This window comes from Viridibacillus arenosi, from assembly GCF_001955655.1.
GTDB classification, from domain to species: Bacteria; Bacillota; Bacilli; order Bacillales_A; family Planococcaceae; genus Viridibacillus; species Viridibacillus arenosi.
Genome location: NZ_MSPW01000001.1, coordinates 626,203 through 638,736 on the forward strand (window position 1 = coordinate 626,203; position 12,534 = coordinate 638,736).

General features: G+C 36.5%; 16 protein-coding genes and 1 other annotated feature (1 of these 17 only partly in view). All 16 genes read right to left on the reverse strand.

Annotated features, from left to right (window positions below):
- Positions 1-208, reverse strand: a binding site (T-box leader); it reaches 19 nt to the left of the window's first position.
- Between the two features lie 50 nt (positions 209-258).
- The 16 genes from BK137_RS03055 to ftsW all read right to left on the reverse strand — a co-directional run bounded on the left by BK137_RS03055 (position 259) and on the right by ftsW (position 12,521).
- Positions 259-768, reverse strand: coding sequence for a DivIVA domain-containing protein (locus tag BK137_RS03055; protein WP_038183899.1), 510 nt, complete (start codon positions 766-768; stop codon positions 259-261).
- A gap of 98 nt (positions 769-866) precedes the next feature.
- Positions 867-1,655, reverse strand: a complete 789-nt coding sequence (locus BK137_RS03060) for a YlmH family RNA-binding protein (RefSeq protein ID WP_038183889.1) — start codon at positions 1,653-1,655, stop codon at positions 867-869.
- A 69-nt stretch (positions 1,656-1,724) separates the two neighbouring features.
- Complete coding sequence (locus tag BK137_RS03065) at positions 1,725-1,991, reverse strand: YggT family protein (protein WP_038183886.1); 267 nt, start codon at positions 1,989-1,991, stop codon at positions 1,725-1,727.
- Positions 1,992-2,015: 24 nt separating this feature from the next.
- Positions 2,016-2,531 (reverse strand): cell division protein SepF, encoded by a 516-nt coding sequence (locus BK137_RS03070; protein ID WP_038183884.1) that lies wholly within the window; start codon positions 2,529-2,531, stop codon positions 2,016-2,018.
- Complete coding sequence (locus tag BK137_RS03075) at positions 2,531-3,220, reverse strand: YggS family pyridoxal phosphate-dependent enzyme (RefSeq protein ID WP_038183882.1); 690 nt, start codon at positions 3,218-3,220, stop codon at positions 2,531-2,533. The genes BK137_RS03070 and BK137_RS03075 overlap by 1 nt, the downstream gene beginning before the upstream one ends.
- An 83-nt stretch (positions 3,221-3,303) precedes the next feature.
- Positions 3,304-3,537 (reverse strand): PRC-barrel domain-containing protein, encoded by a 234-nt coding sequence (locus tag BK137_RS03080; protein ID WP_038183879.1) that lies wholly within the window; start codon positions 3,535-3,537, stop codon positions 3,304-3,306.
- Positions 3,538-3,622: 85 nt separating this feature from the next.
- The gene (gene sigG, locus BK137_RS03085) at positions 3,623-4,408 is read right to left on the reverse strand and encodes an RNA polymerase sporulation sigma factor SigG (RefSeq protein WP_038183877.1); all 786 of its coding nucleotides are present in this window, start codon (positions 4,406-4,408) and stop codon (positions 3,623-3,625) included.
- A gap of 94 nt (positions 4,409-4,502) precedes the next feature.
- Entirely contained in the window at positions 4,503-5,210 is a 708-nt protein-coding gene (sigE, locus tag BK137_RS03090; protein WP_038183874.1) for an RNA polymerase sporulation sigma factor SigE, read from the reverse strand.
- Between the two features lie 19 nt (positions 5,211-5,229).
- Positions 5,230-6,060 carry a sigma-E processing peptidase SpoIIGA gene (locus BK137_RS03095; RefSeq protein WP_038183869.1) on the reverse strand — a complete coding sequence of 277 codons (831 nt, stop codon included), beginning with the start codon at positions 6,058-6,060 and terminating at the stop codon, positions 5,230-5,232.
- A 178-nt stretch (positions 6,061-6,238) separates the two neighbouring features.
- Positions 6,239-7,405, reverse strand: coding sequence for a cell division protein FtsZ (ftsZ, locus tag BK137_RS03100; RefSeq protein ID WP_038183866.1), 1,167 nt, complete (start codon positions 7,403-7,405; stop codon positions 6,239-6,241).
- Between the two features lie 49 nt (positions 7,406-7,454).
- On the reverse strand, positions 7,455-8,732 hold the full coding sequence (gene ftsA, locus BK137_RS03105) for a cell division protein FtsA (RefSeq protein ID WP_038183863.1): 1,278 nt from the start codon (positions 8,730-8,732) through the stop codon (positions 7,455-7,457).
- 97 nt (positions 8,733-8,829) lie between these two features.
- The gene (locus tag BK137_RS03110) at positions 8,830-9,198 is read right to left on the reverse strand and encodes a small basic family protein (protein ID WP_038183861.1); all 369 of its coding nucleotides are present in this window, start codon (positions 9,196-9,198) and stop codon (positions 8,830-8,832) included.
- A gap of 3 nt (positions 9,199-9,201) precedes the next feature.
- Positions 9,202-9,921, reverse strand: coding sequence for a DUF881 domain-containing protein (locus BK137_RS03115; protein WP_038183858.1), 720 nt, complete (start codon positions 9,919-9,921; stop codon positions 9,202-9,204).
- 25 nt (positions 9,922-9,946) lie between these two features.
- Positions 9,947-10,675 carry a DUF881 domain-containing protein gene (locus BK137_RS03120; RefSeq protein ID WP_038183856.1) on the reverse strand — a complete coding sequence of 243 codons (729 nt, stop codon included), beginning with the start codon at positions 10,673-10,675 and terminating at the stop codon, positions 9,947-9,949.
- Positions 10,653-11,447, reverse strand: coding sequence for a cell division protein FtsQ/DivIB (locus BK137_RS03125; protein WP_038183851.1), 795 nt, complete (start codon positions 11,445-11,447; stop codon positions 10,653-10,655). The genes BK137_RS03120 and BK137_RS03125 overlap by 23 nt, the downstream gene beginning before the upstream one ends.
- A gap of 24 nt (positions 11,448-11,471) precedes the next feature.
- Positions 11,472-12,521 carry a putative lipid II flippase FtsW gene (ftsW, locus tag BK137_RS03130; protein WP_038183849.1) on the reverse strand — a complete coding sequence of 350 codons (1,050 nt, stop codon included), beginning with the start codon at positions 12,519-12,521 and terminating at the stop codon, positions 11,472-11,474.
- Positions 12,522-12,534 lie beyond the last annotated feature (13 nt).

The following is a 12,534-nucleotide window of genomic DNA, read 5'->3' on the forward strand; positions in this document are numbered from 1 at the left end:
TATCTCGCGGTACCACCCTAATTGCGTATAATAATTTAATACGCCTCTTAGACACCTTAACGTGGTGTGAGCCGAGATTACTTACTGTTTTTGTTCAGTAATCTAGTTCCAGAGTGATTTTCTTCCTTGAATGTATAGTCTGAGCTTACACCGTCCTCAGATCGCTTTTACATCACTCAAAAAATACTGTCTCCATCATAACTTTTTCTTTGATATGTTGACATTATAGAAAACAGAAAGCATTCAGTCAAGTATCGTTTACTCTACAGGTGTATCTAAGCGCTCTAATTCTGTTGAATCAATTTCATACTCCAATAAATGATCCCAATCATCGGATTCAATCAAATCTAATTGGGCTTCAACAATCATTTTGAAGCGATTACGGAATACTTTAGATTGTTTTTTCAACTCTTCAATTTCTAGTGCAATACGACGTGCTTTTGATAGAGCTTCGTTAACAATACGATCAGCATTCTTCTCAGCTTCTTTAACGATCAATTTTGCTTCTTTAGTAGAATTACGTCGCACTTCTTCAGCAGCTTCTTGTGCAATGACAATTGATTTTTGAAGTGTTGATTCAATTGAATTATAGTGACCAATTTGCTCATTCGAAGTTAGTAATTTGCTTTCTAGCTCTTTTTTCTCTTTTAAAACAACTTCATAGTCTTTTATGATTTGCATTAAAAACTCATTGACTTCATCTTCATTGTAACCTCTGAAACCACGAGTAAACTCTTTATTATGTATATCAACAGGCGATAACGGCATTTTCTACACTCTCCCTTATAGCATAATATATATTGTAAACTATTATACAGGTCATTAATGGTAAGTACATCGAAAAAACAACAAATTTAATGAAATTGTTATGTTTTTCTTTCCATACGACCTATATTAATGCGAATTTTATCTTTTTTTGTTCTTCCTTCAATAGCTCTTATCATAAATCTCCCGAAACCTCGAATCGATAGTAAATCGAGTTCATGCAACTCAAAAGAAATATTTTCACGGATAGTAAAGTTAACCTTCACTTTTCCACTATTAATAAGTGCTGCTGATTTCTGACGAGATATATTAAATACAGAAGCGATAACTGTATCTAAACGCATCGAACTTACTGTCATCATTTCATCCGTCCAAACTTCTTCATTTGATAGTAACATTTCAGTTGAATTTAGCTCTTCTACATATACTTTTACCTTACCAATTGAAGTGAGATTAGCTCGGACATAATCTTCTATTTCTGAAGCAATAGCGAATTGGGCTGTAGAGTTGTCTAATCTTATATCCCCAAATTTCTCTCTTCCTAAACCAAGTGATAGTAACGCCCCTAAAACATCTGGATGCTCAAGCTGAACAAACTTAGTAGGATAGCGCAGATGGAATACCGTGATTTGATAATCCTCTTCTACTGGTACAAAATAGGACGGGTATATAAGAATCCTTCTGCGCTCAGCTTCATCAAATGCACCAAAATTCGCCATTTCAATATCGCCTTGATGTCCAATAATTGACTGTGCTATAAAACGTTGACGCGGATCTAGAAAGTCCGTTAACTTTGGCGCATATCGATTTTCTACTTCCATACGCCAGCCACTAACTTGATCAATAAATTCACGCTCTTCTGGTCGGAAATGCTGAAATATCTCTTCCATAATACCCCTCCTTTCTTAATAAAAAAACCCCACATTCATATTGTGGGGAAGAGTGACATTGACTAAAAACTAGAGTAAAAATCCATTAAACAAACTTATTACTCCTTGATTTGCCAAATTCAATACAAATAACGCGACGATTGGCGAAATATCAATCATACCTAGCGGTGGAATAAAACGTCTAAATAACTCTAAATACGGCTCGCAAATTTTACCTAAAATTTGTCCGAATTTAGACTCATAAGCTGCTGGAACCCACGACATCAAAATATAAATGATAAGCGCAATTGAATAATAGAAAATTAATTTTGAAATTATACTACCTACTATAAACATAAATTATTAAACTCCTCAGTTTGATCAGTCTTCATAATAATATTCAGAAATATTACCGTCAACTTCTACATTATCTGGTGTGCATAAAAATATGTCCGTACCAATACGTTTTATATCTCCACCCAGTGCACATATTGTACCACTTAAGAAGTCAATAATACGAATACCTTGCTCTTTATCTATACGCTGTAGATTTACAACGACTGCACGCTTGCTTTTTAGATGTTCAGCAATATCTTGAGCTTCTGCATAGACACGAGGTTCCGCTAAGACAACCTTAGAAGATTTTTGTGTAATACTTACTAGATTAGGTGTATTTGTATGTTCAGTTGCCACACTCCGTCGCTCCTTGTTGCTTACTTTTTTAACTGCAGGTTGACTTACTGCAGCTTGATGAACTGGTTGTGACATGACTCTTTGTTGGCGTTGCTCTTGCTGTTGATGTTGCTGTTGTGGTTGCGATTGCTGTGATTGCTCATAATAGTCTTCATCATCTTCTTCTAGTAAAAAAAAGTTCTTAATTTTATCCTTCATGCTCATTAAGAATCCCTTCTTTCGTTGCCAACTAGAGCCGTACCAATTCGAACATACGTTGCACCCTCTTCGACAGCGATTTCATAGTCATTTGACATTCCCATCGATAAATCGTGACATGGTGCATGAGCATATCCGTTATTTTCGACTTCCAATTGTAGTTTTTTGAGATTTTTAAAAATGTTGCGAACTACTTCTAAATCTTCTGTATTTGGGGCCATTGTCATTAAACCCACTACGCGTATACGAGAATATTGCGATAGTTGCTCTATAAACGGTATGACTTCTTCTGGTTGCAGACCATGCTTTGATTCTTCACCTGAAACATTTACTTGTACAAAACAATTAACAATACGTGTTGCTCGTTTTTCAATTTCGTCTGCTAAACTAATACGATCTAAAGAATGTAGATAATCAATTTTATCGATGACTTGTTTAACTTTACGAGTTTGCATCGAGCCGATATAATGCCATACAGCACCCTCGGTAATTGTTTCTCTTTTTTCTAACAAGCCTTCTGGACGATTTTCGCCTAATTGATTTAATCCTGCATCAAGCGCTTCAATAGCTCGTTCAGTAGACACTTGCTTTGTAACTGCGATTATTGATACATCTGCTACTTGTCTATCTACCCTGTTTGCTGCTTTTTTAATCTTTAGCTGAATTTCTTCTAAGTTATTTATAATAAACGTCATTTTATTCCCATCTTTTCAAAGATACTTGTTAACTTATTGTACCAAGCCACGGATTAATTATCAATGAATTGTCATACATTTCACTATCGTGCTTTCACTAATATGACATCCTTCCCAACTACTAGAATATCTTCTATACGAATTTTCATTGTATCATTATCACTTTGTGAAAATTGAAAGAATCTTTTTGGTTCAGATACAACAAATGCTTCAATCAAGCCCGTTTCCTCCGACAAAACTGCATCTAGGACAAACCCTAAAAATCGGCCATTACCAGCTTCAATAATTTCTTTTCTTTGGATATCAGAAAATCTCATCTACATCCCTCCTAACTCAGTCTATGAAGGGAAATAGCAAAAAACGCATCAACTTTTAGAGTTTGATACGTCTTTGCCATAGTTATTAATTATCGTATTGTGATATTTGCTTTTGAATTGTTTTGATTGCACTTTTTTCCAGCCTTGAAATTTGAGCTTGCGAAATTCCTAATTCGTTTGCTATCTCAGTCTGAGTTTCACCATAGTAAAAACGTTTTGCTAAGATTTTTTGTTGTCGTTCATCTAGCTTCATAACATTTTCTTTCATGGTTACATAAGTCAACCATCGTTCTTCTGAAACTGCATTATCTTTCAATTGATCCATCATATAAACTGGATCACCACCATCTGAATAGATCGGCTCATGCAATGACATTGGTTCTTGAATCGCATCTAAAGCAAATAATATATCCTCTTGCGGCAAGCCTGTCATACGCGCTAAATCAGATAACGTTGGTTCACGTAATTGCTCATTGATAAACTGCTCTTTAGCCTGCATTGCCTTATAGGCAATATCACGCAATGAACGAGCAACACGCAGTGGGTGATGGTCCCGCAAATGCCTGCGAATTTCCCCAATAATCATTGGCACTGCATAGGTTGAAAATCTCACATTATGAGACAAATCAAAATGATCAATTGATTTTAACAAACCAATACAACCGACTTGAAACAGGTCATCAGCCTGTTCACCACGATATGCAAAACGCCCTACAATACTGAGTACTAAACGTAGATTGCCCATAACGAGCTGATCTCTTACTTCCTCTTGGCCACTTTGCAATTGGATAAATAACTGACGCATTTCCTCATGCTTTAATACAGGTAACTTTGCAGTATCTACACCGCATAAATCCACTTTTGTTCGCATAGTCATTTCCTCCGGACGCTTCTTTCTTTGTTGTAAGTTCAGTTTGTCCGTTAAGTGACAGAATATGCGATGGAAAAATGACCAATTTCAACCATTACATTGTTGGTTGATTTAAATTTTCACGTAATTCATGAATAATTTTCTTCTCTAAACGAGAAATATAAGATTGTGAAATACCAAGATGATCTGCTACTTCCTTCTGTGTCATCTCTTCTCTACCATTTAGTCCGAAACGACATTCCATAATATAACGCTCGCGCTCTTCCAAGATATGAATCGCTTGAAACATATGTTGGCGTTCGATTTTTTTTTCAACATTATCCGTAATAATATGCTCGTCCGTTCCTAAAATATCCGAAAGTAATAGTTCATTACCATCTGCATCTGAATTGAGTGGTTCATCAAGTGAAACTTCACCTTTAGTTCGACTTGTTTTGCGTAAATGCATTAAAATTTCATTTTCGATACATCTAGAAGCGTATGTAGCGAGTTTGATATTTTTTTCAGTATTAAAAGTTTCAATTGCTTTTATTAATCCAATCGATCCAATACTGATTAAATCTTCAATTGGTGTATTTGAATTATCAAAACGCCTAGCAATATAAACTACTAAACGCAAATTACGTTCGATTAACGTATCTCTAGCACTCATATCTCCCCGCATAAACGCCGCAATAACTTCCTTCTCCTCCTCTTTTTTCAATGGTACAGGCAGCGATTCATGACTTCCTATATAAAAAGTACCCTTCGTTCTCCAAGTAATGAACTTCTGCTGTAGCCAATGCCAAAATTTTCGAATCATGTAAAAACCCCTTCCATCATTATTGACAAAGCGTTGAGACATTCAGAATGACATTTACCTGCTGTGGGAAATGATCTGATTCCCTTGTAAGTACGAAAAACCCTGGTGCGATAAAGAAACTATCTTCCCCGTGTACCTCCCAGTGATCAAAACGGAAAGCGATTCCATAAACTGCTTTTTCTTGTACAGTTGAGAATCGAATAACCGTCAACTTACTTTGTAACTCTTTCGGGAACATTGATAATTTGTAAGGATTAGTTGATTGCCAGCTATCTAGTGCATTTTTTAGCCCAACATCCATATGATCTTCTAACGCACTCCAAGCAATAAAATGAACAGCCCTACCAGTTAATGGTTCGATACAACTATTTCCTGTATCGATAAAGCCGCTTAACTGCCAGCTCTTACCTTGAAACGTCATTGTCGTATCTAATACAAGTCCACGCTCAAGAGATTGCTGTTTACTAACGGTCCATCTATTTTGCAAAAGAACAAGACCCGCCACAGCGATGATACTGCTTGTCGACGCAAAATAGACAGTAGGCATTTTAAAAAATAGTGGCTCAAGTGCAGTTAATAGACCACCTGCAAATAATGCGGCCACAATGCAAATAACAGCACTTTTGAGCCATTTCATAAAATGAAAACCAAAAGCACAAATTGTCATCACGACAAAAGCAAAAATCATTGGTATAACAGATTGACCAATAAAGACAACGACACATGCACCTATTAGAGCACTAAACAACAATCTTTTTCTCGACACTTGTAATGCACCAATCTTACTTGTAAAGGTCAAGACAATGTAATTAAAAATTGTATTGAGCGCTAAAATAACTTCTCCGTACATGAGACCGCCTCCCTACTGAAAGGTTATCATCCTCCAACTTCAAAAAATGTCAAACTGTGAAGTGATTACGCAAAAAATTTGCGACAGAAAAAAGTGTATACTGACATTTTTTTGCAGAAATTTTTCGCAAAATAAAAAGCCCACACAATAAATTGTGTGAGCTAGTTGGATTTATAAATTAACGTCTTTTTTGGCGATTACGTAAGAATGTTGGAATATCTAAAGCATCATCTTGAGATTGTGACGTATGTGTTTGACGCACAGGCTCTTGATGTGCCTTTACTTCTTCTTGTCTTACTTCACGAACAGCTTGTTGAGGAGCCGCAGTAACAGCTGGACGGCTAGCACCGATTCCACCACGACCAGATGAACGCGGATCTATAGGCATATCATCATCTGAGAATCCAGTTGCAATAACTGTAACGATGATTTCATCTTTCAAGTTATCATTAATAACCGCACCGAAGATAATATTCACATCTTCATCAGATGCTGCAGATACAATATCAGCGGCATCCCCTACTTCATAAAGACCAAGGTTTGAACCACCAGTCATATTCATTAGGACACCTTTTGCACCATGAATCGATGTTTCTAGCAATGGACTTGAAATCGCCTTTTTGGCAGCTTCTATTGCACGATTTTCACCAGATGCTATACCGATACCCATTAATGCAGAACCTTTATCTGACATAATAGATTTTACATCTGCAAAGTCTAAGTTAATAAGACCTGGTGTTGCAATTAAATCCGAGATACCTTGTACACCTTGACGAAGAACATTATCAGCTTCACGGAATGCTTCTAGCATTGGCGTGTTTTTATCAACTATTTCAAGCAAACGATCATTTGGAATAACAATTAATGTATCAACTGCTTCTTTCATAGCAGTTGTACCGCCATATCCTTGTGATTGACGTTTTCGTCCTTCAAAAGTGAATGGACGTGTTACAACACCAACTGTTAACGCACCTAAATCGTGAGCAATTTGAGCAATAACAGGTGCAGCACCTGTACCAGTACCGCCACCCATACCAGCAGTAACGAATACCATATCTGCTCCGCTTAGCGCTTCTTCTAACTGTTCTTTACTTTCTTCAGCAGCTTTTTTCCCTACTTCAGGGTTTGCTCCTGCACCTAATCCACGTGTTAATTTACTACCAATCTGTAATTTTACATCTGCTTTTGATAGTTTTAATGCTTGTGAGTCTGTATTCACGGCAATGAATTCTACACCTTGTACACCATGTTCAATCATACGATTGACTGCATTATTACCGCCGCCGCCAACGCCGATCACTTTAATAATTGCTAGTTGTTCGACATCTGTATCAAATTCTAACATCTCTATTCCTCCTATTTTAGCTCATTGTGTGTAGAGAAAGCCGCATATATTATTCTAAAAATTTGGTTAAGAAACTACGAACCTTACCAACTACGCCTTCTTTTTGCTCTTGTGTATCATAAGCAGTTGGCACTTTTGTATTTGACTCTGTATTTTGAATTGGTCCTAGCGGTTTGTCATCGCTATAATCTCCGAGAAACTCGGATTCCATATATGCATAACGGATTAAGTTTACTGCTGATGTATATTCAGGTTCTCTTACACCGATATATTCAGGCGTGTAAACTCTTACTCTCGTTTGTAACACATGGCGAGCTAGTTGAGAAATACCTTCTAATTTGGCAACGCCACCAGTTAATACGACGCCACCTGGTAAATCTTGAATACCCATCCGATACAACTCATCGATTATCAATTCGAATAGTTCTTCCAATCGAACACCGATTATTTCGGATATGTACCTTTGACTAAATTGTTCCTTTGTATCTCCATCAATAACTGGCACTTCAAATAGTTCATCCTCTGAAGCATCGTCGTAAAATGCATGTCCATAGTCAATTTTAATCTTCTCAGCTTGTTCTGTAGGTGTTTTTAATACAATCGATAAATCTTTCGTAATATGTTCTCCACCTACTGGAATAACAGCTGTGTGAGTGAAATGCTCATCTTTGAAAACAGCAATTGTTGTTGAACCACCGCCAATATCAATAAATGCAGTGCCTCGGTTCTTTTCATCTTCTGTTAATGCAAATTCACCTGCAGCAAGTGACTGTAAGTAAATTTCTTGTATATCTAATCCCGCTTTTTCAACGCAACGGAGTACATTATGCAGGATTGTTTTAGAAGTAGTAATTAATGTACCATCCATTTCTAATCGGATACCAATCATACCTCGAGGGTCTTTGATTTCATCTAAATTATCTACTATAAATTGTCTAGGAACTAAATTGACTAGCTCTCTCTCTGGCGGAATAGACATCACTTGTGCCGATTCCATTACGCGATCTAAATCCTCATCGCCTATTTCACGGTTGTCACTATTAACAGCAACTACCCCTTTAACAGGTTGAAGCATAGCCTGATTGGCAGGAATACCTAGAATAACTTTATTAATAGTCATCCCTATCATTCTTTCGGCTTGTTCGACCGCTTTTTTAATAGATTGTACTGTAGCATCTATATCTACAATACTCCCTTTACGAATGCCAGTAGATTTTACATTACCTACTCCTATTACATGTAAAGTCTCATTATTTACTTCTCCAATAACGACTTTAATGGATGATGATCCTATATCTAGTGATACATATAATTCTGAGTGACTCAATCTGTGGCACCTCCTTCAACAACTCTTATCAATATTCTATTGTAAATTGAGTAACTTGTCTAAATAAATTCCTGTTTTTTTGAAAAAATTCCTTCTATTAGACTGCTTTTTCAGATTGCTTTGCTTTTTTATCATTCCATTTTGATAATAATATCCTTCTAATGATAGCAATATTTTGGAAAAGTCGCACTCCAAAAGCAAATACGGCTGCCAAATAAAGATCAACACCTAAGTGAACTCCTAAAAAAGCTAATCCTGCTGCTAGAGCAATATTAAAGAAAAAACCTGTCACGAATACATAATCATCATATACTTGTTGTAATTGTGCTCTTATCCCACCAAAGAGAGTATCTAAAGCAGCAAGGACTGCAATTGATAAGTAACTTTCGTATATTGTAGGTATTTGAACGTCAGTTAACAGACCAAGGGAAATACCTAATAGTAAACCTAGTAATGGTAACCACAAATTCTATTCCCCCTTTGTCGTTTCTGATAAAAATTTATTATGAAAAGAACGATCAAATCCATTTAAAGTTACCTTCTTCTGTGGTTTTCCAATTGATAAAGTTAAATTATCAAGATAAAATTCATCTGCTATGGATGAAGATTCCAAATAACTTGCAAGCTTATTAGCATCCGCTAAAGTACTTGTACCAATAGTTATCATAAATGGAGGTGTTCGAACAGCCAAACTATTAACTGTTGTTTGTCCATTAATATCACGAATAGCTGTCGTTTGAACGATTCTCTTACCATCAATCACAACTGCATTGCCCTTAAAACGATTAATATCATTGACAAGCTTTACTAATAAATCGGGCGAGATATTTGATACTGCTTGTCCTAATGCCTTTGCCTCAGGCGAAACATCAACTCTAAGTACTAAACCCGGAGATTTTATTTCTGCTAATCCCGCTTCTTGTTTCAGCCCTTGAACTGTTTCCCTCAATATGCGATCTGGACTATCATTATCCATATTCTCATATTTGCTAATCGTGGAATTTAATAGCTGAATGTTTGCTAACAGTTCTGAATGACGCTGCTTTTCTAGCGATAGTTCCCGACGAATATCCCATAAATCACGTGTATCACGTTGTTGTGGATTTTTCACTGTGTTATACTGCATCGCTAACATAAATCCAATGATGAAAAATACAATGATGAACGGTGTATGCATTTTACGCTTCAATCTATCGCCTCCTTACCTTAGACCATTAAGAATTTCCTTGGACAGCAGGCATGACGAGCTGCTTACTACCATCTATCGTCACAATAATATTATCATCAATGAGTTGGTCAAAAACGCCACCAGCTAGTGTTAAACCTGCAGACAATACCTTTGGATTACCTACTGCTTCAATGACAAATGGCGCTGGGAATTGGTCGTCATCAATCGTGATTACTGGACCATTACATTTAATATAAGAATTAGCTTTTAATCGATGACCATTAATGGCAATCGCTTGTGCTCCAGAAATCTTTAATTCATTTAATACTTTGAAAACGTGACTTTCATGAACGATATAGTCATTCGGGTTGACCGATTTCGGATCATATTCAGCATCTTGTAAGGTCACAGTAACACCCGATCCTCGTCCAGGTATTTTACCAAGTAAAAGACGTAAATCATCAGCCTGCTTCACTAAACCTTTATATCCCTCTTTACTACCCGAAAAGTCTTGTTCATAATCCTTTATTTTTTGTTGTAAAAGTAATTTTTCTTCTTCAAGTTCTTTATTACGCTCTTGTTGAGCAATTAAATCTTCACGTAATTGTTCTTTTTTTTCAAAATCAGAAGAGCTTGTTTCCGTCATCGTGTGATCTTTTGTCTTTGCCGTGTTATAGGCATATGCGAAAAGAAAGCCTAGTGCAATCGAAACTACTAAAAAGGCAAATTGATGTTTAAATGAATGTCGTTTTTTATTGGCCGGTTGTTTGGTCATCTATTTCCTCCCTTGAAGTTGGTTTACCATATTCACTCGAATACGAGCGATAGAATGAACCTACTTCTAAGTCAATAACCCCTTTTTCACCTTTTTTGACTTGCGAAATGATAGATGGATAATAACGCAATTTTTCAGCCAGTGTCGTAATAGTTGCACGAACTTCAAAACCATCATTCATAAATAAACGTACCGCATAAGGATTGGATTTTGTTGGAATAGCATTTACTTGAGATATTAAAGTCTTTAATTCTTGATCGACCTTGTCCAATTGTTTAATCATTTTAAGTAATAAGGCGTCTTCTTGGAAACCAACCAAGATGGGCAAATTCAAATCATGTGGTATTTCATCTAAGCTGTAAATTACGCCATTTTGCAACACTAGATTATATTGACCACCATTCTTAATAAAAGCTTTTTTATCGTACTCTTTTACTTTTATAGTCACAGTGTTTAACCAATTTCGTTCAACTGATACACTTTCGACCCAATCTTTTTTTTGAAGGGTCTCTTCAATTTTTTTCGGCTTAAATGCCCACAAAGAATCCCCTACACGGATCTTGCTATGTTTTGTGTAGTATTCTGCTTTTTTTAATTGACCACCAGTTACTTTAATTTCCCCTATATGACTTAATGATGATTGAAAATAAAGAAGTGCCAGTAAGATAATGCCGAAAATGGCTAGCAATATTGTAAACCGCTGATTCGTCCGTTTTTTACGACGTTCACGAAGCGTAGGAATACGTTCTTCTATATCTATAATTTTCTCCATACTGTGCACTCCTTCCTCTTTTATTTAAATTCTTTTTGTAAAATTCCAAATTACACCGACTATAAGCCAAGCGGACATTAGGGATGAACCACCATAACTTATAAAAGGCAAAGTCACCCCTGTTACAGGGAGTAAGCCTGAAACAACTCCAATATTCAAAAATGCTTGAAAACCTAGCATACTGATCAATGCTGCAACACTGTAATAATAGCTTAATTGCTGCGTTCTGACGGCCAAAGCATAACCAGAGTATAAAGCCACAGCAAAGGTTATAACGATCAATGCTGCGCCTATAAAGCCTGTTTCTTCGGCAATGATTGAAAAGATAAAATCATTTTGCGGTTCGGGTAAATAGAGATACTTTTGACGACTGTTACCAAAACCATGTCCAAACAGTCCAGCAGGTCCAATTGCAAGTAAGGATTGGATTGCTTGGAAGCCACTACCTAATGGGTCAGACCAAGGATCCAGATACGCCTCTATACGCTTTAATCGATAAGGAGCCGCCATTATTAAACCCACTAAACCACTAATACCAATCATCATTAGAAAAACGTAAAAACGAATTGGATAACCAGCTATAAACAGTAAAGCAAAGGATGATACGAGTAAAATAAACGCAGAACCAAAATCAGGTTGCAGCATTATAAGCGCTGCTGGCAATAGAATCAAAACAAAGTGACTTAGTTGAATAGTTCTTTCCGTACTTTTCTTACGCGCTAATACAAAGCTCAATTTTACAAGCAATGCAATCTTAGCAAATTCAGCGGGCTGAATACTAAGGGGTCCAAAAGCAATCCAGCTTTGAGAACCATTTCGCACAGCGCCTATTCCAGGAATCAATACCGCTATTAAAAGTAAGAGTGAAAATATGTACAGTATTGTCCAACTTTTTTCCATTCTTAGAAGGGAACTATTGGAAACAACATAAAATGCTCCGACTGCCACACCTAAATAAATTAGTTGCTTAAAAAGAAAAGGGGCAGTATTACCATAGTGTACCTTGCCCCAATATGTCCCTGCAGAATAGACGAAAACAATGCCTATCAATGTCAATAAAATGATTGCACTCATAAAAAGTGTGCGT